This is a genomic window from Amycolatopsis sp. NPDC004625 (assembly GCF_040609695.1).
Lineage (GTDB): Bacteria > Actinomycetota > Actinomycetes > Mycobacteriales > Pseudonocardiaceae > Amycolatopsis.
Map to the genome: position 1 here is coordinate 14,376 of NZ_JBEXKX010000029.1, position 25,375 is coordinate 39,750.

The following is a 25,375-nucleotide window of genomic DNA, read 5'->3' on the forward strand; positions in this document are numbered from 1 at the left end:
CTGGCTCGATCAGACTCGCCCACACCCTCGGGTGGGAGCCATAACCAACGTGGGTAGTTCGGTCCGCCTACTTGGACGGCGACGGGGAAGCCGGCGCCGGCGAGGGCGCCTGCGAAGCCGCGGGCACCTTCGGCGCGTTGTAGGTGTCCATGTCGGTGATCTTCCACTTGTCGCCCTGCAGCTGGGCGTTCAGGTGGAGCTGCGCGGTCCCCGCGGTCGTCTTCTTCGTGTCCGTGCGGGTCGAGGTCTGGTCGACGAAGACCATCACCTTCGCCAGGTCGCCGTTCAGCATGATCACCGCCGCGCGCGTCACCTTGCACGTCACGATCATCTTCTGCTGCGGGGCCAGCCGTTTCACCTCGCCCATCAGCGAGTTGTACTTGTTCTTGACGTCGTCGTTGGCGAGCAGGTCGTTCGCCGCGTCCTCGGTCTTCTTGATGTTGTTGAAGTCGTAGGAGAACAGCGCCTCGGCCGCCTTCGACACCGCGTCCTTGACCTGCGCGGTCTTCGCCACGTCCAGCAGGGCCGTGTTGCTCGTCGCCGACGAGATCTCGGATTCCTTGCTGTGGAACCAGTACGCCAGGCCGCCCAGGATCAGCGCCACGAGCACCAGCGCGCCCGCGACCACGTACGTCCGGTCCGCCTTCCGCGCCGGCGAGGCCGGCTCCGAAGCCGCGTCCTCGACCGGGACCTCGGCTTCCTCCGTCGGCTTCGCGATCCCGGTGTCCCGCTGCTTCCGCCGCGGCGCCGGCCGCGCGGGAGCCTCCTGGGCCTCCTCCTCGGCCGACGGCTCACCCGTGAGCGCGTCGACCTGCGGTTCCTCCGTCTCGACCGCCGCGAACACCTGCGTGTCCTCGGCCGACGAGGTGTCGAGCTCCCCGCTGGCCGACTCCACCGGCTCGACCGGCCGGGGCTCCGGGCGCGGCACCGGCCGCGGGCGGGGCCGCGGCTTGGCCGGCACGGCGGGCAGCTGCCCGGTCCGCTCGGCGGCGGTCTCGTCCGTCGGGGGCTTGCGCAGCCCGGCCACGCGGGGACGCCGCGACGGCGTCGGAGTGCTGCGGGGCGGCTGGCGGCGGGAGGGGGGCACTACAGCTCCTTTGAGGTGACGCTACTGGCCGGCCGCGACGAGCGGGACGCTGTCGATGCCGGACAGCTTCCAATCATCGCCCACCCGGGTCATCGACACCTCGAGGCGCAGCGGCTTCGCGCTGCTCTTGTCGCCCTGGGTGACGGTCGTGGCGATCGCGGCGAGGAAGCTGGCCTTGCCTTCGTGGTCGTCCAGCTCCTCGACGGCGATGTCCTGGACGTCCGTGGTGACCTTCGTCTTGGCGTCGGAGAGCGCCTTGCGGAAGGTCGGCGCGGACTGGTCGATCTGCTGCGCCATCTTGTCGTCCGACACGGCCTTCTGCCGGGCGAAGAAGCCGTCGAGGTCGGTGTAGTCGACCTCGGTGTACGCCTTCAGCGCGTTGGTGCCCGCCTTGACGACGGCCTCGCGCGAGGACGCCAGGCCGGCGTTGTCGTCGGCCGCCGCCGCCCACCACTGGATGCCGAAGAACGCCGCGGCGATCAGGGCGGCCAGCGCCAGGGCCCCGGCGCCGAGCACCAGGGTCCGCGACGAGTCCTTCGACGGCGTCGGGGAAGGCTCGGCGGCCGGCTCGTCCGTGCTCATGACACTCCAGAGTAGGTAACGGTCATCAAATCCACGTCAGGCCAGGCCCAGCAGTGAACCCAGGCTGGTCAGGCTAACGCCCGGGCTGCCGACGATGCCCGGCACGCCCCGGGTGTCCCGCTCGTCGGCCAGCTCTTCGGCCGGCCGGTTCGCGTTGGCCGCGACATCGCTGTTCGACGGAGCGACCGGCACCCCGCCGTACGGCGCGTTCTGCGCCCCGCGGACGTTGATCGGGCTGCCCTTCGGTTCGGCACAGTACGCGTTGTCCGCGGCGGGCCGCGGGCTGAGGTTGTTCCCGGTCCGGTACTGCGAGTACGGCAGGTAGCCCTTCGTGCAGGCCGGCGGGTTGAACAGGTTCAGCACCAGGCCGAGGTGCGCGGTGCCGTCGCCGGGCGCCACGCTGCTCGCCGCGCCGGCCAGCGCCGGGTACGTCACGAGCCCCTGCTCGATCCCGTCGAGCCGGGTCACGGTCAGGTTGGCCGTGGTCAGCAGGTTCGCCGTCAGCGCGCCCAGGCCCGGCCCGGACTCCTTGAGCACCTGGCTGACCTGCGCGGCCACCTGCGGCGTGATGCCGATGAGCTTGCGCAGGTCGCCGTCGGAGTTCTTCAGGGTGCCGGTGAGCTCGTTGAGGCTCTTGCTGAACGACGCGAAGTTCTTCGCCTCGTCGTTCTGCGTGTCGAGCACCTGGCCGCCGGCGTCCAGCAGCTGGATCGTCTGCGGCAGGTACTGCTGCGCGGTGGTGGTGAAGCTGCGCGCGGTGTCCAGCAGCTTCTGCAGGTCGCCGCCGGTGCCGCGGAAGGCGTCGTAGGACTCGTCGACGACCGTGCGCAGCGAGTCGACCGGGACCGACGCGGCGAGCGAGTCGAGGTCGCCGATCAGCCGGTCGGTGCTGACGGGGGTGGTCGTCTTCGACGCCGGGATGACCGAGCCGCCCGCGAGGTACGGGCCCTGGTCGGCCTTCGGCTTGAGGTCGACGTACTGCTCGCCGACCGCCGAGCGGTTGGCGACGACGGCGTCGAGGTCCGCGGGCACCTTCGGCGCCGACGGGTCGATGTTCAGGTCGGCCTCGAGCCCGGTCGGGGTCAGCCGCATCTCGCCGACCCGGCCGATGTTGAAGCCGCGGTAGGTGACCTCGGCGTTGGTGAAGATGCCGCCCGATTCGTTGAGCTGCAGCTTCACCGTGTAGCCGCTGTTCCCGAACACCGTGCCGAGCCCGGCGAACCGGATCAGCGCGTACACGATCGCGACGACGGAGATGACCGCGAAGGCCACCAGCTGGATCTTCGTCCGGCGGATCAGCATCAGCCCGCACCTCCCGAGAGCAGCCCGAAGAGGTTGCCCAGCCCCGGCTTCGACGACTGCTGCCCGGCGCCCGGGATCGGCAGCGGCGGCGGCTGGTTGGCCGGCGTGCCCTGGACCCCGCCGGTCAGCCCGGCCAGCGGCAGCTGCCCGGCCAGCGCGTTCTGCCGGCTGTTGCCGAGGTTGTCGACGATGGTCTTCAGGTTCAAGTCCACCTTCGCGTACAGGTTGAAGTAGTCGCCCTTGACGCCGTTGACGGCCTGGTCGCTGAACGGGAACGTCAGCAGGATCTGCAGGGCCTTCGGCAGGTCGTTGCCCGCCTCGCCCAGCTTCTGCAGCGTCGGCGTCAGCGCCTTGAGGTCGGCGACGAGGTCCTTCTGCGACTTGTTGACCGTGTCGGTGGCGACGCCGGAGAGGTTGTCCAGCGCCTGCAGCATCGTGACGAGCTGACCCCGCTGCTGCTCCAGCACGCCGAGCCCGGGCCCGAGGTTGTCGACCGCGCCGACCAGCTTGTCCTTCTGGTCGTTCAGCGTCGAGGACAGCCGGTTCAGCCCGTCGATGGCCCGGGTGATGTTCTGCGACTGCCGGTCCAGGTTCGTCACCAGCTGGTTCGCGTTGTCCAGCAGCGCCTTGATGTCCGGCTCGCGGCCGGACGTGGCGTTGTTGAGCTCCTTGGTGATGGTGTTGAGCTGGTCGACGCCACCGCCGTTGAGCAGCAGCGACAGCGCGCCGAGCAGTTCTTCGACCTCGACGCTGCGGTTCGTCCGGGCCAGCGGGATGGTCGCGTTGTCGGCGAGCTTGCCCTGGGCCTGGTCGGTGCCGGGCGAGGCCAGCTCGACGTACTTCTCGCCGAGCAGGCTGGACTGCTTCACGTTGGCGATCGCGTTGGCCGGCAGCTTGATGCCGCCGTTCACCTTGAGGGTGACCAGCGCGTGCCAGCCGTCCTTGGTGAGCCCGACGTTCTCGACCCGCCCGACCGGCACCTCGTCGACCTTCACCCCGGCCTGCGGGGTCAGGTCGAGCACGTCCCGGAACTCGACGTTCACCGTGTACGGGTGGTCGCCGAGGTCGGCGCCGCCGGGCAGCGGCAGGTCGTAGATGCCGTTGAACGCGCAGCCGGAGAGCGTCAGCGCGGACACCGTGGCCAGCGTCCCGACGGTCAGGAGCTTCTTCACTGGCCACCTCCGTAGAGCTGCCCGGCGATGGGCAGTGGCAGCGGCGGCAGCTGACCGGACTGCAGGGCCTGCACGGTCTGCGCCACGGACGGCAGCGGGATCACCTTGTCGACCACGCCGGCGATGCTCTCGCACGCGTTGCCGAGCACGTCCGGGATGCTGTTGGTGCCGACCTGCTTGAGCAGCCGGCAGATCATCACCAGCGGCGGCTGGGTCAGCTCGTTGAGGTTCGGCCGGGCGTCGAGCGTGCCGGCCGAGCCGTTGTAGGTGTTGACCAGGTTGCTCAGGCCGACCGGGGCGACGTCCAGGATCTCGGCCAGCGAGCTGCGCTGGTCCACCAGCACCTTGGTGATCCCGGCCAGTTTGTCCACATTGGACTTGAGCCGGTCGTGGTTGGCGTCGATGAACGTCTGCACCGAGGTGAGCGTGGTGCCCAGCTGCTGCACGGTGGCGGCCAGGTTGTCCTTTTCGGACGCCAGGTAGCCGCTGACGTCGGCGAGCTGGCTCTCGAAGCTGCGGACCGACCTGTCGGAGTCGGCCAGTGTCTGCGAGAACTTGCCGAGGTTCTGGACGGTGGAGAACAGGTCGTCCTTGTTGCCGGCCAGCGTCCCGGCCGCCTGGCCGAGCTTGGTGATCGTGTCGTGCAGGGCCTGGCCGTTGCCGTCGACGTTGGCCGCCGCGGTGTTCAGCAGGTTCGACAGCGACCCGGTCTTGTTGGCGCCGTTCGGGCCGAGGGTCTCGCTGACCCGGGCCAGGCTCGACGCGAGCTGGTCGACCTCCAGGGGCACCTCGGTGCGGTCGAGGCCGATGACCGCGCCGTCGGAGATGCGCGGGCCGCCGGTGTAGGCCGGGGCCAGCTGGACGTAGCGGTCCGACACCAGCGACGGCGCCACGATGAGCGCCTTCGCGTCGGCCGGGACGGGCACCGAGCGGTCGTACTCGAAGTCGACCTTCACCTGGTTGCCCATGGGCTGGATCTTGGTGACCGTGCCCATGTCGACGCCGAGCATCCGCACGCTGTTGCCCTCGTACAGGCCGACAGCGCCGGCGAAGTACGCGGTCAGGTGGTTGCGGCCGGCGTCCTTGAGGGTCCACCAGATCCCGCCGGCGACGACGAGCGCGAGCACGATCGCGATGGTGAAGCCCCGGGTCAGGGCCATCCCGAAGCGGGTGTCACTCATTTCGTGTAGCACCCCTCTTCGTTGATCGGGCCGAACGACGGCAGCAGCAGGCCGCAGATGTAGTTGTCGAACCAGCGCCCGTTGCCGATGGTGTTGGTGAAGACGCGGATGAAGGGCGCGAACTTCTTGAGCCCCTCGGCCAGCGAGTCCTGGTTGCGCTGCAGCATCGACGTCAGCTGGTCGAGCTGGGTCAGCACCGGGTCGAGCTGCTTGCCGTTGTCGTCGATCAAGCCCTGCAGCTGCGTCGCGAGCTCGCGGGAGCCGTTCAGCAGCGCGGTGATCGCGTCCTCGCGCTTGGCCAGCTCGGCGAGCAGGTCGTTGCCGTCGTCGAGCAGCTTCTGCACCTCGGCGTCGCGGTCGACCAGGGTCTGCGACACCTCGCGGGTGTTGGCGAGCAGGTTCGACAGCTGCTGGTCGCGCGAGGCGATCGTGTCCGACAGCTTCGACAACCCCGAAAGCGCGCCCTTCACGTCCTGCGGCGTGTTCGCGAACGTCTGCGAGATCGTGTCGAAGCTCTGCGCCAGCTGCTTGGTGTCGATGTTGTCGACCGTCTGGGACAGGCCGCGGAAGGCGTCGAGCACGTCGTAGGGCGCCATCGTGCGGTCCCGCGGGATGCCCGTGCCCGGGTTGAGCGCGGCCTCGCCCTGCGGGTCCAGCGACAGGTACTTCTGCCCGAGCAGCGTCTTGATCTTGATCGCGGCACTGGTCCGGTCGCCCAGCCAGGCGTCCTTGACCTTGAACGACACCTTCACCGACGCGCCGTCGAGCTCGATGTCGCTGACCTTGCCGACCTTGACGCCGGCGATCCGGACGTCGTTGTCCTTCTGCAGCCCGGAGGCCTCGCTGAACTCGGCGCTGTAGGTGGTGCCGCCGCCGATCACCGGCAGGTCGTCGGAGTTGAGCGCGGCGGTGAACGCCAGCGCCAGCACGACGATCCCGACCAGCGCGATCGGCACGGGGTTGCGTTTCTGGAAGGACTTCATCCCTGGCACCTCGCCCGGTTGACCGGGATCAACGGGAGGGCCACGTCGTTGATCAGGGGCGGCAAGCTGACACTCCCGGAGAACTCGCAGGCGTAGAAGTTGAACCAGGAGCCGTAGTCCGCGGTGCGGGTCAGCGTGCTCACCTTGGTCGGCAGGAACTGGATGAAGTGCTCCAGCTCCGGCTCGTTCTTGTTCAGCTGGCTCGTGAGGGTGCCGAGCGCGCTGATGTCGTTCTTCAGCGGCTCGCGGACCTCGCCGAGCAGCCCGGACGTCGTTTCGGCCAGGTTGCCGAGGCTCTCGATCGCGTCGCCGATCGGCTTGCGGTCGGCGGCCAGCCCGGACACCAGCTGCTGCAGCTTCACGATCAGGTCGTTGAGCTGCGGGGTGTGCGCGTTGACCGTGTCGAGCACCGAGTTGAGGTTGTCGATGACCTCGCCGATCACCTGGTCCTTGTCGGCGATCGTGGTGGCCAGCGACGCGGTGTGCGACAGCAGGCTTTCCACGGTGCCGCCCTCGCCCTGCAGGACCTGGATGACCTCGTAGGACAGCTTGTTGACGTCCTCGGGGTTGAGCGCGGTGAACAGCGGCTTGAAGCCGTTGAACAGCTCGGTCAGGTCCAGCGCCGGCGTGGTCCGCTCCAGCGGGATGGTGCCGCCGGGCGACAGGGCCTTCCCGGAGGTGTCGTCGCCCTCGCCGAGGGAGACGTACCGCTGGCCGACCAGGTTGCGGAACTTGATCTGCGCGGTCACCCCGGCGGGCAGTGTCCGGCCGGCGTCCACTTCGAACTCCACCTCGGCCTGGCGCTTGTCGACGATCTTGACGTCCTTGACCTGCCCGACCCGGACGCCGGCGATCCGGACGTCGTCGTTGGGCAGCAGCAGCGTCGCGTCGGTGAACCGCGCGTTGTAGGCGTTGGTGCTGGTGGTGTTGATGTTGGCGATGCTGATCCCGAGGATCGTCGTGAACAGCACGGTGACGACCACGAAGACGCCGAGCTTGATCAGCGGCGCGAGCAGGCCCCTCACTTGACCGTCACCTCCGCACCCCGGTAGAGCGGGCCGACGAGCAGCGAGCTCCAGCTGGGGACGTCGGCGGCGGTCATGCCCAGCTGCGGGCCGAGCAGATCGGCCAGGAAGCCCTGTTCGGCCGTCGAGTACGCCAGGTCACCACCGGACCCGCCGTTGCCGGCCGCGTCGGCCTTGAACTTCGCCGGGTTGAGGCCTTCGCCGACGCTCTTCGGCGCGGCCTGGTGCAGCGTGCCGTCCTTGAACGCGCCGTCCGGCGGCTCGGACGGGAACGGCTTCGGGATGTCCTTGATGTCGTAGCAGCGCGGGCCGCGCTTGTCCTCGAACCGCGGCTCTTCCTTGCCCGCCTGGTAGGGCGCGCGCGGCACGATGATCTCGATCGTGGCGTGCAGGCCGGGCTGGTTGGTGCCGGCGCCCAGCGCCTGGTCGATCAGGGGCACGTTCTTCGCCATCTGGGAGATCACGCAGGGGTACTCCGGCGCGTACTTCGCCAGCAGCTCGGCCGTCGGCCGGGCGGTGTCGACGAGGGAGATGATGTTGTCCTTGTTGTTCTGCAGGAACGTCTGCAGGTCCACCGACGCCTGCGTGAGGCTGCCGTAGAGGGTGCTCAGGTTCTGCCGCTCGTCGACCACGGTCCGGGTCGTCGTGCTCAGGTTGTCCAGGCTCTGCACCAGGTCCGGCGCCGAGTCCTTCAGGTGGTCGGAGAACTCCGCGAGCGCCTTGAGGTTGTGCTGCAGCTCGGGCTCGTGCGGGTTCAGCTCGCCGATGTAGGTGCCCAGCTGCGACAGCGTGTCGCCGAGCTGGTCGCCGCGGCCCTGCAGGGCGGTCGAGATCGCGGTGAGCGTCGCCGACAGCTTCTGCGGCTGGACCGCCTGCAGCACCGGCATCAGGTGCGAGAACGCCTGCTCCAGCTCGACCGCGCTCGACGTGCGGTCCTGCGGGATGACGTCGCCGTTGGCCAGGGTCTTCGCCGACGGGTCCTTCGGGATCTCCAGGGAGACGAACCGCTCGCCGAAGAGCGTCTTGGGCAGGAACCGCGCGGAGACGTTCTCCGGGATCAGCTTCGCCGACTCCGGCTGGAGCGCGAGCGTGAGCTCGGCACCGTGGTCGGTGGCGGTGATGTCCTGCACCGAGCCGACGATCAGCCCGCGCACCTTGACGTCGGACTGCCTGATCAGCTGGTTGCCGATCTTGTCGGCCTGCAGCTTGACCGTGACGACCGGCGTGAACGCCTTGTCGTAGAGCGCGATGGACAGCGCCACCCCGCCGACCATCACGGCGATGAGCAGCAGGCCGAGCAGCCTGCGTCGGAGCGTCCTCATCCCGCGATCCTTACCGTGACGTCGGTTCCCCAGATGGCGAACCCGATGAAGAAGTTCATGATCGACACCGTGACGATGGAGAGGCGCACGGCCTTGCCGACCGCGACGCCGACGCCGGCCGGGCCGCCGGTCGCCCGGTACCCGAAGTAGCAGTGCGACAGGATGATCAGGACGCTGAACAGCAGCACCTTGATGAACGAATACAGCACGTCCTGCGGTGGTAAGAACAGGTCGAAGTAGTGGTCGTAGGTACCCGCGGACTGGTTGTAGATGTAGATGACGACCAGTCTCGACGCGAGGTACGAGCTCAGCAGGCCGATGATGTAGAGCGGGATGACCGCGACGAACCCGGCGATGATCCGCGTCGTCACCAGGTACGGCAGGCTCGGCACGCCCATGACTTCGAGGGCGTCGATCTCCTCGGAGATCCGCATCGCGCCCAGCTGGGCGGTGAACCCGGCGCCGACCGTGGCACTCAGCGCGAGCCCGGCGACCAGCGGGGCGATCTCGCGCGTGTTGAAGAACGCGGTCAGGAAGCCGGTGAAGGCCGACGTCCCGATCGAGTTGAGCGCCGAGTAGCCCTGGAGGCCGACGAGGACACCGGTGAACAGCGTCAGGCCGACCATCACACCGACCGTGCCGCCGATGACCGCGAGCGAGCCGGACCCGAAGCTCACCTCGGCCAGCAGCCGGAGGACCTCTTTGGTGTAGCGGCGCAGGGTTCGCGGCGTCCACAGCAGCGCGCGGCCGTAGAACGACATCTGATCACCGAGGGTGTCCAGCGTCTGCAGGGGACGGTTGGCGACGCGTTTCGCGCCCTGGAGGAACGTCATGGCGCTAGTCCAGCTTTCCGGGCACGATCTGCAGGTAGATCAGGGTGATCACGAAGTTCACGACGAACAGCAGCAGGAACGTGATGACCACCGACTGGTTCACCGCGTCCCCGACGCCCTTCGGGCCGCCGGAGGGGTTGAGGCCCCGGTAGGACGCGACGACGGCGGCGATGAACCCGAAGATCAGCGCCTTGATCTCACCGACCCAGAGGTCGGGCAGCTGCGCGAGGGCGGAGAAGCTCGCCAGGTACGCACCCGGCGTCCCGCCCTGCAGCACGACGTTGAAGAAGTAGCCGCCCAGCACGCCGATGACGCTGACCATGCCGTTGAGCAGGAGCGCGACCAGCATCATCGCGAGGGTGCGCGGCACGATCAGCCGCTGCACCGCGGAGACGCCGAGCACCTCCATCGCGGCGATCTCTTCGCGGATGGTGCGGGCACCGATGTCAGCACAGACGGCCGAGCCGCCCGCGCCCGCCACCAGCAGCGCGGTGACCAGCGGACTGGCCTGCTGCACGGTGGCGAGCACGGAGCCCGCGCCGGTGTAGGACTGCGCGCCCAGCTGGCGGGCGAGCGAGCCGAACTGCAGCGAGATGACCGCGCCGAACGGGATGGCCACCAGGGCCGTCGGCAGGATGGTCACGCTCGCGATGAACCAGGACTGCTGGATGAACTCCCGCAGCTGGAAAGGCCGCTGGAACAGGCCGCGGACGATGTCCAGGCCGAGTGCGAACAGGTTCCCGGTCTCGCGGAGCATGCCGATCCCGGGGATCTTCGCCTGTGTTGCGGGAGAGCTCACCGGCCACCTGGCCCGTTGTTCGGTGGCATCCGGTGCGTGCCGGATCTGGGCGGCTGGCCGCCGGGGATCCGGGCGACCTGGTCGGCGGGCAGCTGGCCGTGGTGCTGGTTCGGGACGCCCTCACCCGGCGGCCGGGCCCCGGCCGGGACCTGCTGCTGGTGCTGCGGGGCCTGCTGCTGGACCTGCGCGACGCGGCGCGGGTGCACCCCGTAGTGGCGCTGCTCTTCGGGACTCAGCGACTCGATGATGCTCTCCTGCGCGGCCGGCGGCAGCCGGTGCATGATCTCCATGACCCGGTCCTTGCGGCGCACCGCGCCCATCCGGGTCGCCACGCCCGGCGTCGTCTGCATCTGCGGCGGCACCCCGCTGATGTCCTCCACACCGCCCGCGTGGTGGCCGGCGTCGAACATCGCCTGCTCGGCGGCCATCTGGGCGCTGTCCTTCTCCTCGGACATGCCGATCGGGCCCTGCATCTTGCCGTTGAGGAACTGCTTGACGACCGGCTCTTCGCTGGTCAGCAGCACCTCGCGGGGGCCGAACATGACCAGTTCCTTGCGGAAGAGCATGCCCAGGTTGTCCGGGACCGTGCGGGCCAGGTTGATGTTGTGGGTGACGATCAGGAACGTGGCGTCGATCTGCGCGTTGACGTCGAGGAACAGCTGCGAGATGTAGGTGGTGCGGACCGGGTCGAGGCCCGAGTCCGGCTCGTCGACCAGGATGATCTCGGGGTCGAGCACCAGGGCGCGGGCCAGGCCGGCGCGCTTGCGCATACCGCCGGAGATTTCACCCGGGAGCTTCTTGTCGGCGCCGTTCAGACCGGTCATGTCGAGCTTTTCGAGGACGATCCGGCGGATTTCCGTCTCGGACTTCTTCGTGTGCTCGCGCAGCGGGAAGGCGACGTTGTCGTAGAGGTTCATCGAGCCGAACAGGGCGCCGTCCTGGAAGAGGACGCCGAAGAGCTTCCGGATCTCGTACAGCTTGTGCTCGGAGCAGGTGACGATGTCGACACCGTTGATCACGCAGCGGCCGCGGTCGGGCTTGAGCAACCCGATCATCGACTTGAGGAAGACGGACTTGCCGGTCCCTGACGGGCCGAGCATGGCCGACACTTCGCCCGGGGGGAGCGTCAACGTGACGTCCCGCCAGATGGTCTGCTTACCGAAGGACTTCGTCAGACCTTCGATGACCACCTCGGCACCCATCGCACCTCCAGGAGCTGTTCCGCGTCATTGCGCCCGCTGCCACACCCTGCCACCCACGCCGGCGGCGGATGTGGGCCGGTGGCGCCCACGAACCCGCGTCAACCAGGTGCAACGAGCTGAGTGCGAACAGGTTACTCACCAGTTTTCTTTTCTGGCCAGCCCCGGGCCCATCGTCATCCCGCCGTGATCGCCAATGGGCAGCACGGTAGCCCAAACGGGGCAACGACGCAGTTCCTGCGACCCCGGAACCCTCGATTCAGGGACCCCGGGGCCAATCGGACACCGGCCCTAGGGGATCACCGCGAAGACGGCGACGACCAGGAGGAACAGCACGGGCGCGACCACCGCCGCCAGGGACAGGGCGAGCCGGGGCTCGCGGTCGGTCAGCTGCCGGGCGAGGAGCTCGAGGTGTTCGGGGTCGGTCATGGTCATCGAGTCGCGGCCGGGGCCGCGCGCGCAACACCCGGGCACTTCCGGCAAAACGGAAAGGGCGGGCACCCTGGTGGGTACCCGCCCTTTCGCGAAGGCGCTTGCGCGCCCGGAATCACTTGATGGAGATCTTGGCGCCCGCGGCCTCGAGCTTCTCCTTGGCGGCCTCGGCGGCCTCCTTGTCGACCTTCTCCAGGAGGGCCTTGGGAGCGGCCTCGACCAGCTCCTTGGCCTCCTTCAGGCCCAGGCCCGAGACGACCTCGCGCACGACCTTGATGACCTGGATCTTCTTGTCGCCGGCGCCCTCGAGGATGACGTCGAACTCGTCCTGCTCCTCGACCGGGGCGGCAGCGGCGCCGACCGGGCCGGCAGCGGCGACGGCGACCGGCGCGGCGGCGGTCACGTCGAAGACCTCTTCGAACTCCTTGACGAACTCGGACAGCTCGAGGAGGGTCAGCTCCTTGAAGGCGTCGATCAGCTCGGCGGTGCTCAGCTTCGCCATGATGGCTTCCTCTCAGAAATACGAACGAGACGTTCGGGGTGGGGGGTGGTTCAGCTCTCGGCGGGTGCTTCGGCTGCTTCGGTACCGGCGGCTTCGCGCTGCTTTTCCTCCAGCGCGGCAGCCAGGCGGGCGACCTGGGACGCCGGCGCCTGGAACAGCGCGGCGGCCTGGGAAAGCTTCGCCTTGAACGCGCCCGCCGCCTTGGCGAGCAGGACCTCACGGCTGTCGAGATCGGCGATCCGGTTGATCTCGTCCACGGACAGCGCACGGCCGTCCATGTAGCCGCCCTTGATCACAAGCGCGTTGTTGTCCTTCGCGAAGTCGCGAAGCGCCTTGGCGGCGTCGACAGCTTCACCCTCGACGAAGGCGATGGCGGTCGCGCCGACGAACAGGTTCTCGAGACCCTGGATGCCGGCGTCCTCGGCCGCCCGCTTGACCAGGGTGTTCTTCGCGACCCGGTACTTGGCACTGGTGCCGAGAGCGCGGCGCAGCTGGGACAGCTGGGACACGGAGAGGCCGGTGTACTGGGTAACGACGGTGGCCGAGCTGGTGCGGAAGCTCTCCGCGATCTCGGCGACGGCCGCCACCTTGTCGGGCTTCGCCATGGTCGCCTCCTCTCTTGGCTAGTGGTTTCCACTGGCTTTCGAGGAGTCCCCCAAACGACGAAACGCCCTCGCGCAGACAGGCGCGGGGCGTTATTCCGGCAAGCGTGCCGGAGCCTCGTTCCTCCTGCGCGGGCCGCCCGGCGTGCTGCGGGACCTTCGTTCCCCGTTGGAGCGGGGAAAACCAGCGGTCTTCGGTAGAACCGTCAACGAGAATACCTTGTCAAGTCGACATGCCTTCTCCGACCCCCAACTTCGCGGCGGAGTGGGGCATCATGGTCACGTGGCGGAGCAGCGCGATGACGGAAACCCGGGCTCGGAAATCGAACCGGCGGGCCCGAACGCGCCCGCCACCGGCTCCCAGCCGATGGACCCGGACCAGCTGGAGCAGTTCCGCCAGTTCCAGCAGTTCCAGGACTACCTGAAATTCACCCAGGCCCAGCAGGGCAACCAGCCGGCGCCTCCCCCGAACGCGGGCGTGGTCCAGGCCCCGCCGTCCCAGCCGGTGCCGCACCAGGGCGGCCAGCCGCCGATGATCCCGCCGGGCTACCAGCTGGTCCCCGCCGAACGCCGTCGCGCGCCGAAGTGGGTGACGTGGCTCGGCAAGAAGGTCATCGCCTGGGTACTGGCCCTGGTGATCCTCGGACTGGCCGGCACCTGGCTGTACAACCACTTCTTCCCGAACGACTCCGGCAAGTCCTCGGCCCAGCTCGCCCAGGAGGGCGGCGGGAAGTACCAGACGAACCACATCCTTTCGACCAGCCCGTACGAGGCCGTCCGCGAGGTCTACGACGCCATCGCGCAGAACCTCGTCCCGCAGGCGTGCGGGCGGATGGACGAGCCGATCCAGCAGAAGTTCGCCCAGGACATGGGCTACGCGGACTGCCAGGTCGCGGTGCACGAGCTGAACCGCAAGGTCACCAGCAAGAACAAGTACGCCGAATCGATGCCGTCGTACGTCTCGGAGCCGATCCCCGGCGACCGGTTCACGATCAGCTCGTGCCGGTTCGGCATCGAGGGCGGCCCCGCGCTCGGCGCGTTCACCGTGGCGAAGGTGCCGAAGGGCCAGTGGCTGATCGTCGAGCACACCAACGAACCCACGCCCTGCCCGCCGCCGGTGCCGACCAGCCGCTAGCGCGGGTGCGGCGCCGACAGGAACGAAACCAGCGCCTCCGCGAACGCCGGTGACATCACCGCCGTCATGTGGTCGCCCGGGATCCGCACCAGGCGGGCCCCCGCGATCGCTGCCGCCAGCCTCTCCGGCTCCGCCGCCAGCTGGTCCTGCTCGCCGGCCAGCACCAGCGTCGGCACGCCGATCGACGACAGGTTCAGGTGCCCCTCCCGCGAGGCCAACGCCACCGCCGCCAACGCCCGGCGATCGCCGCCCACCGCGTCCGCCAGCAGGCGGAACGGCACGCCCGATGGCGGCACCGAAGACGGGTCCTCCTCCAGCAAAGCCGAAGCGATGTCCGCCGGCTTCACCACGCGCAGGTCCACGCCGCCGAAGTCGACGATGCCCGAGCCCACTCCGCCCGTGGCCAGGCAGCGGATGCGCTTGTCCGCCGCCGTCACCGTCAGGGCGATGATCGCGCCCATCGAGTAGCCCACCATCGACACCTCGTCGAGGCCGAGCTCGTCCAGCAACGCCGAGACGTCCCGGGCCATCGCGTCTTCGGCGTAGCTGGACTCGTCATGCGGCTTTTCGGACCGGCCGTGGCCGCGGGCGTCCAGCGAAATCACCGTGAAACCCGCGCCACGCAAAGCCGCGACGACGCCCGTGGAGATCCAGTTCGCGTTCGTGTCCGCGGCGAAGCCGTGTTGCAGCAGCACCGGGCGGTGGGCGCCGTCGCCCTCCCACACGGTGTAGTTCAACCGGAGCCCGTCGAACGACGCGAAAGTCGGCATGACGTCAATAAGACACGAAGAAAGGGCGCCCCCGCAGCACGCGGGGACGCCCTTTCTGGTGATCTCAGCCTCAGACGGCCGCTTCCTCCGACAGGAGGTTGCGAGTCCGCAGCGGGTCGACCGGGATGCCCGGGCCCATCGTCGTGGTGAAGGTGACCTTCTTCAGGTAACGGCCCTTCGCCGACGACGGCTTCGCCCGCAGGATCTCGTCCAGCGCCGCCGCGTAGTTCTCGACCAGCTTCTCCGTGTCGAAGGAAGCCTTGCCGATCACCAGGTGCAGGTTGGCCTGCTTGTCGACGCGGAAGTTGATCTTACCGCCCTTGATGTCCTTCACGGCCTTCTCGACCGCGGGGGTCACCGTGCCGGTCTTCGGGTTCGGCATCAGGCCACGCGGGCCGAGGATGCGGGCGATGCGGCCCACCTTGGCCATCTGGTCCGGCGTCGCGATCGCGGCGTCGAAGTCGAGCCAGCCACCCTGGATGCGCTCGATCAGTTCGTCGGTGCCGACCGCGTCCGCGCCGGCGGCTTCGGCCTCGGCGGCCTTGTCGCCGACGGCGAAGACGATGACGCGGGCGGTCTTACCGGTGCCGTGCGGCAGGTTCACGGTGCCGCGGACCATCTGGTCGGCCTTGCGGGGGTCCACACCGAGACGCATCGCGACCTCGACGGTCGCGTCCATCTTGGTCTTGGAGGTCTCCTTCGCCAGCTTCGCGGCCTCGAGCGGCGCGTACAGGCGCGCCTTGTCGACGAGTTCCGCAGCCTGGCGGTAAGCCTTGCTGTGCTTGGTCATGCTTCTGTCCTTAAGTCAAAGTGGATCAGTGTGGTAGGAGCCAGCACTGGCTCTCCCACGGTGTCGTCTGCCTCGACTCCGTCGAGGCGGCGAGATCGCCCTCAAGCCGCTTCCTGCCCGCCCGATTCCGCTCAGCCTGGGGGCCGATCGAAATCGCTCGGTCAGAAACCGGCGCGATCTCGCGTAAGGCGAAAATCAGGCGTCGACGACCGTGATGCCCATCGAACGAGCAGTGCCGGCGATGATCTTCGCGGCCTGGTCGATGTCGTGGGCGTTGAGGTCGGTCTCCTTGGTCTTGGCGATCTCGCGGACCTGGTCCCAGGTGACCTTGGCGACCTTGGTCTTGTGCGGCTCGCCGGAGCCCTTCTCGACACCAGCGGCCTTGAGCAGCAGGCGCGCGGCCGGCGGCGTCTTCAGCTTGAAGTCGAACGACCGGTCCTCGTACACGGAGATCTCGACCGGGACGACGTCCCCGCGCTGCGACTCGGTCGCGGCGTTGTAGGCCTTGCAGAACTCCATGATGTTGACGCCGTGCTGACCCAGGGCCGGGCCGACCGGCGGCGCGGGGTTGGCCGCACCCGCCTTGATCTGCAGCTTGATGATCGCCGCAAGCTTCTTCTTCTTGGGTGGCATTTCTTTTCCTGTCCTGTACTACGTTCCCCGTGTACCTGCCGTGGACGCGGGGACTGCGGCCGGAAGGCCGGCCGTCAGATCTTGGAGACCTGGTTGAACGACAGCTCGACCGGGGTCTCCCGGCCGAAGATCGACACCAGGACCTTCAGCTTCTGCCCGTCGACGTTGACCTCGGAGATCGTCGCCGGCAGCGTCGCGAACGGGCCGTCCATGACCGTGACCGACTCGCCGACCTCGAAGTCGACCTCGACCGTCGGGCCGCCGAGCTGCGACGAAGCGGAGGTGGACTCGCCCTTGCTGGCCTTGGCCGGGGCTTCCTTCTCGACCTGCGGCGCGAGGAACTTCAGCACCTCGTCCACGGTCAGCGGCGACGGCCGCGAGGTGGCGCCGACGAACCCGGTGACACCCGGCGTGTTGCGCACCGCGCTCCACGAGGCGTCGTTCAGGTCCATCCGGACCAGGATGTAGCCGGGCAGCACCTTGCGCTGCACCTGCTTGCGCTGGCCGTTCTTGATCTCGGTGACCTCTTCGGTCGGGACCTCGATCTGGAAGATGTAGTCCTCGACGTCCAGGGTCTGGGTGCGGGTCTCGAGGTTGGTCTTGACCTTGTTCTCGTACCCCGCGTACGAGTGCACGACGTACCACTCGCCGGGCGCGGCGAGCAGCTCGGAACGCAGCTTGGCGACCGGGTCCTCGTCGTCCGCGGCGGGCTCGGCCTCGGTCTCGTCGATGTCGACGGAGGCGTCAGCGTCGTCGTCAGCGGAGGCGGCAACGTCGTCGTCGACCTCGGAGTCCGACACGTCGACGGGCTCGAGGTGCGCGGACTCCTCGTCACCGAGTGCCGCGTGCACCTGCTCGTCGGAAAGCTCGGTCAGGTCGTGACCGGCTGCTGTGCCGTTGTCGGAGGTCACGTTCCGTCCTCTCAGTTGATCATTGCGGGCCAAGGCCGGGACCTCGGCCCCATCGGCGCGCGCCGGGGGCGCGTCAGCCGAAGATCTTGCCGATGCCCCACTTGAATGCCAGGTCGAGCACGCTCACCAGGCCCACCATGAAGACCACGAAGGCCAGCACGACCACGGTGTAGGTGACCATCTGCTTGCGGTTCGGCCAGATGACCTTGCGCAGCTCGGCCCAGACTTCGCGGATGAAGCGCACCAGCCGCGCGAACACGGAGGCCTTCTTCGCCTTCTGGTCCCGCTTCGGAGTCGGCGCGCCCTTGGCGTCGGGGGCGGTCTTCTCCCCCGACTTCCCGGCCGGACGGGCCTTGTCGTCCGCACGTGCCGCGGACTTGCCCGCCGGACGAGCGGTCGCACGGCGCTCACGCCGGGCAGCGGCTGTGACGGGACGGGACGCGCTCTCGGGCTTCTGCCCGGTGCCGTCCTGCTCCTGCTCGCCGCCGCTGGCGTCGCTGTCGCTCACGACCACTCCTCCGCTCCACCAGTTCCGTTACGCAGGGGTGACAGGACTTGAACCTGCAACCTGCGGTTTTGGAGACCGCTGCTCTGCCAATTGAGCTACACCCCTGTGGAGTCCCGATCGCTCGGAGCCCCGGAGGACGCATTCCATCGTCCCCACCATCCAGGCGGGGATGACCGTAGTGCGTTCCAAGTCCCGAAGTCTACGGCAAGCCTCGCGGGAGCTCGCAACCGCGCCCCCCGATCGACCACCGCACCCCGGCCGGCCTGCGGAAAACTCCCCGCCGACCTCCTGATCATGCCAGGATGTCCGCCATGACGACCACCCCCCGTACGGCGGGGGCTCCGACGCGGTTCGGGCTCGCGCTCCCCCAGTACGGCCCGCTCGCCGACCCCGCCGCCGTGCCGCGCTTCGCGGCCGCCGCCGAGGACCTCGGCTACGCGTCGCTCTGGGTGGGTGACCGCATCCTGACGCCACTGGCGCCGTCCGACGTCTACCCGGGCGGCGGGACGCCGGAGCACCCGTACCCGCGGGAGTTCGAGACCTTCGCCGACCCGTTCACGACGCTGGCGGCCGCGGCCGCCGTCACGAGCACGGTCCGCCTGGGGACGAGCGCGCTGACCGGCCCGGTCTATTCCCCGGTGCTCCTCGCCAGGGCGCTGACCTCGCTCGACCTGGCCAGCGCGGGACGCCTGGACGTCGGGTTCGGGCTCGGCTGGCTGCGCGAGGAGTACTTCGCCACCGGCGTGCCGTGGGCGGACCGGGGCAAGCGCCTCGAAGAGCTGCTCGACGCGCTGGACGCGCTGTGGACCGGCGACCCGGCGGAGCACGAGGGCCCGCAGTGGCGGATCGCGCCGTCGACGGTCGGCCTGCGCACCGCGCAGCGGCCCCGCCCGCCGGTGCTGCTCGGCGGGTTTTCGCCGCCGGCGCTGGCCCGGGTGGGGCGCCGCGCGGACGGCTGGCTGGCCGGCTGGATGCCGAAGCAGTACCTCAACGGCCTCTGGTCGGTGGCGCTCGAAGCGGCGGAGAAGGCCGGCCGCGACCCGGGCGACCTGCGGCGGGTGCTGCGGATCAACCCGCGGCCGGGCACGGGCGTCGACACGGTCGCCGACGTCCCGCCGTGCCTGGACGTCGCGCGCGAGGAGGGCATCACGGAGGTGCTCCTCGATCTGCACTACGTCGCGAAGGACGTCGACCACGCCTTGGAACTCGCGGCGAAGCTCATCGCCGGCTGATCGCGTCACCCGGATTGACCAGCCCGCCGCGGGACCGGTTTCGGTAGAAACGAAGAAGTGGCGAAGAAGAGCGGTGGCGGTGGCTGCCTGGTGGTCGTGCTCGTGGTCGGGCTGCTGGTCTACGGGTACTACAAGTGGCAGCACGGCTCGTCGTCGGCGCCCCCGGACGGCGCGGACACCGGCGGCGGCTCCGGCCGCTACGTCGCCCTCGGCGATTCGTACACGTCCTCGCCGCGGACCGGGCGCCAGGCGGGCACGCCGGCGGGCTGCGAGCGGTCCGACGACAACTACCCGCACCTGGTCTCGGCGAAGCTGAAGCCGGCCACGTTCGCCGACGTCAGCTGCGGTGGCGCGACGACGGCGAACCTGACGGCGGCCCAGAAGACGGACAACGGCACGAACCCGCCGCAGCTGGACGCGGTCAACGCGGACACGACGCTGGTCACGCTGGGCATCGGCGGCAACGACGTGGGGTTCTTCTCGTACGCCGCGGGCTGCGCGACCACGCACCCGAACGGCTCGCCGTGCAAGGACCGCCTGACCGCCGGCGGACACGACCAGCTGGCCGAGCGCATCGACGCCACGGCCCCGAAGGTCGGCGCGGTCCTCGACCGCATCCACACGAAGGCCCCGAAGGCGAAGGTGGTGGTGGTCGGCTACCCGACGGTCCTCCCGGACGGCGACGGCTGCTGGCCGGCCCTGCCGTTCGGCGCGGGCGACATCGCGTACTTCCGCGGCGCGCTGGAAAAGCTGAACAAGATGCTCGAGGACCAGGCGGACGCCCACCGCGCGGGCTACGCGGACACGGCGACACCGGGCAAGGGCCACGACGTGTGTTCGGCGTCGGACAAGCGGTGGGTGGAGGGCCTGCTCCCGGCCTCACCAGCGGCGCCCCTGCACCCCAACGCGCGCGGCGAGCAGGGCATGGCCGACGCCGTGGTGTCCCTGCTGAAGCTCCCCTGACAAGCTCTGCCGCAGCTCGTCGTGAGTGTTTAGACGGGTTAGAACCCGCCTAAACACTCACGACCCGGCGGGCGGGCGGGCTCAGGTGCGGACCAGGGCCTGGGGCTTGCCCAGCACGGTCTTGCCGTCGAACTTCACCACGAGGTCGATCCGCGCGATGCCGTCGTCCTTGACGTCCGCCACCTTCCCGCTGACCTCCACCACGGCGCCCTCGGGCGTGTTCGGCACCACCACCGGGCGCGTGAAGCGGGCGCTGAAGTCGACCAGCCGGCCCGGGTCGCCGAGCCAGTCCGTCACCACGCGGCCGGCCACCGCCATCGTCAGCATCCCGTGCGCGATCACGTCCGGGAGGCCGACGTCCTTCGCGAACGCCTCGTTCCAGTGGATCGGGTTGAAGTCCAGTGCCGCGCCGGCGTAGCGGACCAGCTGCTCGCGGGTGATCCGGACCTCGATGGCGGGCAGTTCGTCGCCGGTGTTCACGCCGTCTCCCCTCGGACCACCAGCTGCGCGCGGGTGGTGCAGACCTTCTGGCCCGACGCGTCGGTGATTTCCGCGCGCAGGTTGATGAAGTCGTTGCCGGCGCGGGCCATGATCGCGTCGATGTGGGTCGTCACCTCGAGCACGTCGCCGGCGAACACCGGGCGCGTGTGGGTGAAGCCCTGGTCGCCGTGGACCATCCGCGAGTAGTCGAGCCCCAGCTCGGGGTCGGCGACGATCGCGTTGATCGAGGCGAGGTTGATGATCGTGAGGAAGGTCGGCGGGGCGATCACGTCCGGGTGGCCGGCTTCGCGGGCCGCCTCCGGGTCGCGGTAGAGCGGGTTCGCGTCGCCGATCGCGTCGGCGAACTCCCGGATCTTCTCCCGGCTCACTTCGTAACTGGTCTGCGGCGGATAGCTCCGCCCGGTGAACGACTGGTCCAAGGGCACGGCGACGAGGCTACCAACAGGGAGAAGCCGCCCGGGGAATCCCAGGGCGGCTTCTTCGAGCTGGTGTGAACGCGCTACGTCGTCAGCGGGTTTCCTTGTGCGTCCGGTGCGTACCGCAGTTCGGGCAGAACTTCTTCATCTCCAGGCGATCCGGGTTGTTGCGCCGGTTCTTCTTGGTGATGTAGTTGCGGTGCTTGCACTCTTCGCACGCCAGCGTGATCTTGGGTCGCACGTCGGTGGCAGCCACAGCGTTTCCTTCTCTCTCAGGTCCGGGGGCCAGCCCCGTCGTTACCGCGTAGCGGTGGCCGGACTTGAACCGGCGACACAGCGATTATGAGCCGCTTGCTCTGCCAACTGAGCTACACCGCCCTTACATGACCCAAGCCGCGACACGCAGGCGTGACGCGGCTGAGGTCGTGAGCCCCTTTACGGAATCGAACCGTAGACCTTCTCCTTACCATGGAGACGCTCTGCCGACTGAGCTAAAGGGGCCTGGCCTCTCGCGAGGACTTGGAAAGATTAGCAAGGGCCGTCACCCGGCCGTGCAACCGGGGTCCCCAAACCACAAAACCTCAGGTCAGCAGGGTCAGCACGGTCTCCGAGTGCCGCCCCGGCGAGCGTGCGGTGCGGGCCTGCAGCCACGCCTCCAGGCGGTCCTCCGGCAGCGGCCGCGAGATCAGGTAGCCCTGGGCGACGTCACAGCCCATCGCCTCGAGCTGGTCGCGCGCCACGTCCTCCTCGACGCCCTCGGCCACCACCGTCAGCCCGAGCGAGTGCCCCAGCTCGACGATCGACCGGACCACCGCGAGGTCGCCGAGGTCGGTCCCCATGCCGAGGACGAAGCTCTTGTCGATCTTCACCTGGTCGACCGGCAGCTGCCGCAGGTAGGCCAGCGACGAGTACCCGGTCCCGAAGTCGTCCACGGCGAGCGTGATGCCCAGCGAGTGCAGCTCCCGCAGGATCGGCAGCGCCTTCTGCGGGTCGGACATCACGCCGGACTCGGTCAGCTCGAACGTCAGCAGCTCCGGCGGGATGCCGTGGTGCTCCAGCTCGCGGGCCACCTTGTTCGGGAAGTCCTCGTCGGCCAGGTTCCGCACCGACAGGTTGACCGCGACCGAGATCCGCAGGCCCTCGTCGAGCCACTTGCGGCAGCGCTTGAGCGCCTCGCCGAGCACGAACCCCGTCAGGACGCCGATCAGGCCGGCCGCCTCGATGGCCGGGACGAACTCGTCCGGGCCGAGCCGGCCGAACTCCGGGTGCACCCAGCGGACCAGCGCCTCGACGCCCTGCACCTGCCGGTTCGGCAGGGTGATCTTCGGCTGGTAGTGCACGCTGACCTGGCCGTCCTCGAGGGACTGCCGGAACTGCGTGACCATCTGGAACCGGCGCAGGAAGATCTGGCCCATGCTCGGCACGTAGCCGCGGACCTCTTCGCCGCCCTTGGTCGCCCGCACCGCGACGTCCGCCCGCTGCAGCAGGCCCTCGATGTCGACGACGTCGCCGGGTTCCTCCGCGGACGTCGTCGCGTAGCCGATCATCGCGTTCGCCTCGACCGACAGCCGGTCGACCGGGTAGGGCGCCGACAGCTCTTCGCGCAGCCGCACCGCCGCCTGGTGGGCCTCTTCCGGCGGGCAGCCGACGAGCAGCGCCGCGAAGGACGCGCCTTCGAGCCGGGCGAGCGGGACGTCGGGGCCGAGCGCGTCGCGGATGCGGCGGCCCGCGGCGACGACCATCCGGTCGGCCCAGGCGTAGCCGAGCGCGTCGCTGACCGTCGAGAAGACGTCGAGGTCGATCCGCAGCACCACGGCGTTCGCGAAGTCCCGCAGCGGTTCCTTCGCCACCTGCTGGAAGCCCGGCCGGTTGAGGTGCCCCGTCTGCGGGTCGTGGTAGGCGTCGTGGCGCAGCGTCGCCAGCAGCCGCCGGTTGTCGAGCGACGTCGCGAGGTGGCTGGCCATCGTGCCGAGCAGCTGGACGTCGTACTTGCCGAAGCCGCGCCAGCGGGAGAGCCGGTCGTGCGCCTCGACCACGCCGAGCAGCCGGTTCGCACTGCGCAGCGGGACGACGAGCGCCTCCTGCGCGCCGCGGTCGAGCAGCGCCGCGCGGACGTCGGGGTTGGCCTCGGTGATCCGGAAGTGCCGGACGTGCGCGCCGGGCAGGCGCAGCAGCGGGTCGTCGGCGGCCGGATCGGCGGCGGGCAGGTCGTCCCCCGCGACCACGACCCGCATGGTGTCCTTCGGTTCCAGCCGGAGCCGCAGCACGACGCGGCCGGCGGCGAGCTGGTCCTTGATCCGCTCGGCGATCGTCGCCCATTCGCGGACGTCGACGCCGCCGACGAGCTCGTCCGCGCGGCTGGCCGGGCGCGCCGCGGCCTGCTGGCCGGAGCGGGCCACCATCAGGCTGACGTCGGAGAGCGCCTCCATGTCCCGCTGCTCGCGCAGCAGGTCCGAGTACGCCCAGTACAGCGCGGTGAGGCCGAGGAAGACGGCGAGCACCAGCGGCCACGCCTTGGGCGTGCTGGAGATGACGAGGTAGCCGGAGAGGCCGACGGAGGCGTTGACGAAGCCGACGACCAGGATCCGCGCGGTGAGCCGGACCGCGGTGCTGACCCGCATCCGGCGGCGCAGCACGCGGACCGCGGCCAGCGCGAGCAGCGTGCTCACCAGCGGCGCGGTCAGGGTGCCGGCCAGCGCCGCGACCCACGGGATCCTGTCGCCCGTCCCGACCAGGTGCTTCACCAGCCCGGCGACCGCGAAGGCACCGGTGATTTCGAGCAGGAACGCGCCCGCGTTGTAGAGGACGCGGCCGGCGACCTTCCGGGCGAGCAGGGTGCCGATCCCGGCGACCAGGTGCGCGGCCAGCACGACTTCGAACGGCGCGATGAAGAAGCCGATGACGAGCGGGATCTCGGTGAAGGAGATCGTCCACGAGATGCCGCTGCGGACGTCGACGTTGATGCCGAGCTGTTCGGCGAGCAGGAACGCGACCGCGAGCACCGGCCCGATCCACAGCAGCCGGTCGTTCCATTCGAACGGCAGCCACGAGCCGACCGCGAACGCGGCGACGAGCCCGATGCTCAGGACGGCGAAGGTGTAGACGCGGAACCGGCGCTCGTCGGTGCGGGCTTCGGCGGAGGCCTGCGGTGGTGTCCCGGAAGCGGCTCCCGGCCCGGGCTGCGCCTGTGCGACGGCGTCGCCGTGGGCGTTGGTGTCCGGCATCCGACCTTCCCTCCCAGCTTGTCCACCGGTGCTGATCCGTGACTTCGGGTGTGGACAAGGGCCATACCGTACCCCGTCAGGCGTACCCGTGTCCCTTTCGAGACAGTAGGAGATCACCCCAGGGTTAACAATGCCTCGAACGCGCTGACCTGCGTGGACCAAGGGGTGAAACTGTGACAACCGGGGCTGCGCCCCGGGCCGGGGGCTCCGCCACCCGGAACCCCCGGACGGGGTGGTGTCGTAACTCTGCCGGTTCCCCTGCACACGCGAAGCCGCATAGCGCTTCAATGGCCCCATGCACAGCGACGTGATTGCCACCGAACACGCGGCCCGGCTCGCGGCGGTGGATCCCCTGCTCCCCGGTTCGACTCCCTTCGAGGCGGCGGAAAACGCCGTGGTCCTGGAGGTGGCGACGGGCGGCTCCGCCGCGTCCGGGCTGGCGTCCCGCGTCCAGGTCGACCGCGACGCCCCCAACGCGCCGTGGCGCGCCCTGACCGAGCACCGCCTCGACCTCCAGCTGGCCGGCCCGCAGCCGGCCGCCGTCCTCGACGCCCTCCTCACCCGTTGGGATGAACATCTGCGCGCGGTCGCCGAGCCGGGTGACACGGAGACGGCGGCGATCGTGCCGCGCGCGAGCCGCGACGCCGCCGGTGCGCGCGAAATGCTGCACCACGGGTTCGCCCCGCTGCGGGTGGTCGCGGTCCGGCCCGCGCAGCGGCTGATCCCGGCGACCCCGCTCGGCACGCCCGGCGTCAAGATCCGCCGCGCCGAGCCCGGCGACCTCGAAACCGCCGTGGCGCTCGGCATGGAACTGCATTCCTACGACGCCCAGTACGGCACGGTGAACTGGCGCACCGGCGTCGAGGAGATCCTGGCCAAGGACCTCGCCGAGCAGCTGAAGCGGCCGGAGCCGCCGCTGTGGATCGCCGAGCTGTACGGCCGTCCGCTCGGCATGGTCAGCGTCCAGCACCCGGGCGAGACGGGCTGGATCAGCGGCCGCGTCGCCGCCTCCCGGGTGGGGTACCTGTCGTCGCTGGCCGTGGCGGAGGCGGCGCGGTCCTCCGGCGTCGGCACCGCGCTGGCGACGCACGCCCACCACGTCCTCGACGAGGAAGGCGCCGACGTCGTCCTGCTGCACCACGCGGCGGCGAACCCGCTCTCGACGCCGTTCTGGTACGCGCAGGGCTACCGCCCGCTGTGGACGTACTGGCAGCGTCGACCGGCTGTTCGGTGAACTACTGGAGGATTACCGCGGCTGCCCAGGGCTTATA

At 69.5% G+C, this 25,375-nt stretch carries 27 protein-coding genes and 3 tRNA genes; 4 read left to right on the top strand and 26 right to left on the bottom strand.

Annotated elements, in window-relative coordinates; genetic code table 11:
* Positions 1–67: 67 nt before the first annotated feature.
* The 14 genes from ABZW17_RS29055 to rplJ form a co-directional block, all read right to left on the bottom strand.
* On the bottom strand, positions 68–1,027 hold the full coding sequence (locus ABZW17_RS29055) for a hypothetical protein (protein ID WP_354821354.1): 960 nt from the start codon (positions 1,025–1,027) through the stop codon (positions 68–70).
* A gap of 81 nt (positions 1,028–1,108) precedes the next feature.
* A complete protein-coding gene (locus tag ABZW17_RS29060) occupies positions 1,109–1,669 on the bottom strand; it encodes a hypothetical protein (protein WP_354821060.1) in 561 nt (186 codons plus the stop codon).
* Between the two features lie 36 nt (positions 1,670–1,705).
* Positions 1,706–2,971: an MlaD family protein gene (locus tag ABZW17_RS29065; protein WP_354821063.1), complete on the bottom strand. Its 1,266-nt coding sequence runs from the start codon at positions 2,969–2,971 to the stop codon at positions 1,706–1,708.
* The gene (locus ABZW17_RS29070; RefSeq protein ID WP_354821066.1) at positions 2,971–4,143 is read right to left on the bottom strand and encodes an MCE family protein; all 1,173 of its coding nucleotides are present in this window, start codon (positions 4,141–4,143) and stop codon (positions 2,971–2,973) included. The genes ABZW17_RS29065 and ABZW17_RS29070 overlap by 1 nt, the downstream gene beginning before the upstream one ends.
* The gene (locus ABZW17_RS29075) at positions 4,140–5,324 is read right to left on the bottom strand and encodes an MCE family protein (RefSeq protein ID WP_354821069.1); all 1,185 of its coding nucleotides are present in this window, start codon (positions 5,322–5,324) and stop codon (positions 4,140–4,142) included. Before ABZW17_RS29075 ends, ABZW17_RS29070 begins: the two co-directional genes overlap by 4 nt.
* Positions 5,321–6,307: an MCE family protein gene (locus tag ABZW17_RS29080; RefSeq protein ID WP_354821072.1), complete on the bottom strand. Its 987-nt coding sequence runs from the start codon at positions 6,305–6,307 to the stop codon at positions 5,321–5,323. Before ABZW17_RS29080 ends, ABZW17_RS29075 begins: the two co-directional genes overlap by 4 nt.
* Entirely contained in the window at positions 6,304–7,332 is a 1,029-nt protein-coding gene (locus ABZW17_RS29085; protein WP_354821075.1) for an MCE family protein, read from the bottom strand. The genes ABZW17_RS29080 and ABZW17_RS29085 overlap by 4 nt, the downstream gene beginning before the upstream one ends.
* Positions 7,329–8,654, bottom strand: a complete 1,326-nt coding sequence (locus ABZW17_RS29090; protein WP_354821078.1) for an MCE family protein — start codon at positions 8,652–8,654, stop codon at positions 7,329–7,331. Before ABZW17_RS29090 ends, ABZW17_RS29085 begins: the two co-directional genes overlap by 4 nt.
* Entirely contained in the window at positions 8,651–9,487 is an 837-nt protein-coding gene (locus ABZW17_RS29095; protein WP_003060266.1) for an ABC transporter permease, read from the bottom strand. The genes ABZW17_RS29090 and ABZW17_RS29095 overlap by 4 nt, the downstream gene beginning before the upstream one ends.
* Positions 9,488–9,491: 4 nt before the next feature.
* Complete coding sequence (locus tag ABZW17_RS29100) at positions 9,492–10,244, bottom strand: ABC transporter permease (protein ID WP_003060268.1); 753 nt, start codon at positions 10,242–10,244, stop codon at positions 9,492–9,494.
* A 38-nt stretch (positions 10,245–10,282) separates the two neighbouring features.
* Positions 10,283–11,488, bottom strand: a complete 1,206-nt coding sequence (locus ABZW17_RS29105; protein WP_354821081.1) for an ABC transporter ATP-binding protein — start codon at positions 11,486–11,488, stop codon at positions 10,283–10,285.
* 288 nt (positions 11,489–11,776) lie between these two features.
* Entirely contained in the window at positions 11,777–11,914 is a 138-nt protein-coding gene (locus ABZW17_RS29110) for a hypothetical protein (protein ID WP_354821084.1), read from the bottom strand.
* A 118-nt stretch (positions 11,915–12,032) separates the two neighbouring features.
* Positions 12,033–12,419, bottom strand: a complete 387-nt coding sequence (rplL, locus tag ABZW17_RS29115; protein ID WP_354821087.1) for a 50S ribosomal protein L7/L12 — start codon at positions 12,417–12,419, stop codon at positions 12,033–12,035.
* A 50-nt stretch (positions 12,420–12,469) separates the two neighbouring features.
* On the bottom strand, positions 12,470–13,024 hold the full coding sequence (rplJ, locus tag ABZW17_RS29120; RefSeq protein WP_354821090.1) for a 50S ribosomal protein L10: 555 nt from the start codon (positions 13,022–13,024) through the stop codon (positions 12,470–12,472).
* A 280-nt stretch (positions 13,025–13,304) separates the two neighbouring features.
* Between rplJ and ABZW17_RS29125 the strand changes: the two genes are divergently transcribed.
* Positions 13,305–14,156: a hypothetical protein gene (locus ABZW17_RS29125; protein ID WP_354821093.1), complete on the top strand. Its 852-nt coding sequence runs from the start codon at positions 13,305–13,307 to the stop codon at positions 14,154–14,156.
* Here the strand turns inward: ABZW17_RS29125 and ABZW17_RS29130 are convergent.
* The 6 genes from ABZW17_RS29130 to ABZW17_RS29155 form a co-directional block, all read right to left on the bottom strand.
* Positions 14,153–14,926, bottom strand: a complete 774-nt coding sequence (locus ABZW17_RS29130) for an alpha/beta hydrolase (protein ID WP_354821096.1) — start codon at positions 14,924–14,926, stop codon at positions 14,153–14,155. The two genes, ABZW17_RS29125 and ABZW17_RS29130, sit on opposite strands and share 4 nt — an antisense overlap.
* 70 nt (positions 14,927–14,996) lie before the next feature.
* Positions 14,997–15,716: a 50S ribosomal protein L1 gene (gene rplA, locus ABZW17_RS29135; RefSeq protein ID WP_354821099.1), complete on the bottom strand. Its 720-nt coding sequence runs from the start codon at positions 15,714–15,716 to the stop codon at positions 14,997–14,999.
* Between the two features lie 195 nt (positions 15,717–15,911).
* Positions 15,912–16,349: a 50S ribosomal protein L11 gene (rplK, locus tag ABZW17_RS29140; RefSeq protein WP_003079266.1), complete on the bottom strand. Its 438-nt coding sequence runs from the start codon at positions 16,347–16,349 to the stop codon at positions 15,912–15,914.
* Positions 16,350–16,423: 74 nt separating this feature from the next.
* Entirely contained in the window at positions 16,424–17,260 is an 837-nt protein-coding gene (nusG, locus tag ABZW17_RS29145) for a transcription termination/antitermination protein NusG (RefSeq protein WP_354821103.1), read from the bottom strand.
* 73 nt (positions 17,261–17,333) lie between these two features.
* Positions 17,334–17,774, bottom strand: coding sequence for a preprotein translocase subunit SecE (gene secE / locus ABZW17_RS29150; RefSeq protein WP_103351774.1), 441 nt, complete (start codon positions 17,772–17,774; stop codon positions 17,334–17,336).
* Between the two features lie 26 nt (positions 17,775–17,800).
* Positions 17,801–17,873: transfer RNA gene (locus ABZW17_RS29155), tRNA-Trp, on the bottom strand.
* A gap of 206 nt (positions 17,874–18,079) precedes the next feature.
* On the opposite strand from ABZW17_RS29155, the gene ABZW17_RS29160 reads away from it, so the two are divergent.
* Both ABZW17_RS29160 and ABZW17_RS29165 read left to right on the top strand, forming a co-directional pair.
* Positions 18,080–19,000: a TIGR03619 family F420-dependent LLM class oxidoreductase gene (locus ABZW17_RS29160; protein WP_354821107.1), complete on the top strand. Its 921-nt coding sequence runs from the start codon at positions 18,080–18,082 to the stop codon at positions 18,998–19,000.
* Between the two features lie 57 nt (positions 19,001–19,057).
* On the top strand, positions 19,058–19,963 hold the full coding sequence (locus tag ABZW17_RS29165; protein WP_354821110.1) for an SGNH/GDSL hydrolase family protein: 906 nt from the start codon (positions 19,058–19,060) through the stop codon (positions 19,961–19,963).
* 81 nt (positions 19,964–20,044) lie between these two features.
* On the opposite strand, the gene ABZW17_RS29170 is transcribed toward ABZW17_RS29165, so the two are convergent.
* The 6 genes from ABZW17_RS29170 to ABZW17_RS29195 all read right to left on the bottom strand — a co-directional run bounded on the left by ABZW17_RS29170 (position 20,045) and on the right by ABZW17_RS29195 (position 24,104).
* Entirely contained in the window at positions 20,045–20,443 is a 399-nt protein-coding gene (locus tag ABZW17_RS29170; protein ID WP_354821113.1) for a MaoC family dehydratase, read from the bottom strand.
* Entirely contained in the window at positions 20,440–20,889 is a 450-nt protein-coding gene (locus ABZW17_RS29175) for a MaoC family dehydratase N-terminal domain-containing protein (RefSeq protein WP_354821116.1), read from the bottom strand. Before ABZW17_RS29175 ends, ABZW17_RS29170 begins: the two co-directional genes overlap by 4 nt.
* A gap of 82 nt (positions 20,890–20,971) precedes the next feature.
* Positions 20,972–21,136: a 50S ribosomal protein L33 gene (rpmG, locus tag ABZW17_RS29180; protein ID WP_005152047.1), complete on the bottom strand. Its 165-nt coding sequence runs from the start codon at positions 21,134–21,136 to the stop codon at positions 20,972–20,974.
* A 49-nt stretch (positions 21,137–21,185) separates the two neighbouring features.
* A tRNA-Met gene (locus ABZW17_RS29185) sits at positions 21,186–21,258 on the bottom strand.
* A gap of 50 nt (positions 21,259–21,308) precedes the next feature.
* Positions 21,309–21,381 (bottom strand) — tRNA-Thr (locus ABZW17_RS29190).
* An 80-nt stretch (positions 21,382–21,461) separates the two neighbouring features.
* A complete protein-coding gene (locus tag ABZW17_RS29195; protein WP_354821119.1) occupies positions 21,462–24,104 on the bottom strand; it encodes an EAL domain-containing protein in 2,643 nt (880 codons plus the stop codon).
* Between the two features lie 295 nt (positions 24,105–24,399).
* On the opposite strand from ABZW17_RS29195, the gene ABZW17_RS29200 reads away from it, so the two are divergent.
* A complete protein-coding gene (locus tag ABZW17_RS29200; protein ID WP_354821122.1) occupies positions 24,400–25,338 on the top strand; it encodes a GNAT family N-acetyltransferase in 939 nt (312 codons plus the stop codon).
* Positions 25,339–25,375: the final 37 nt, after the last annotated feature.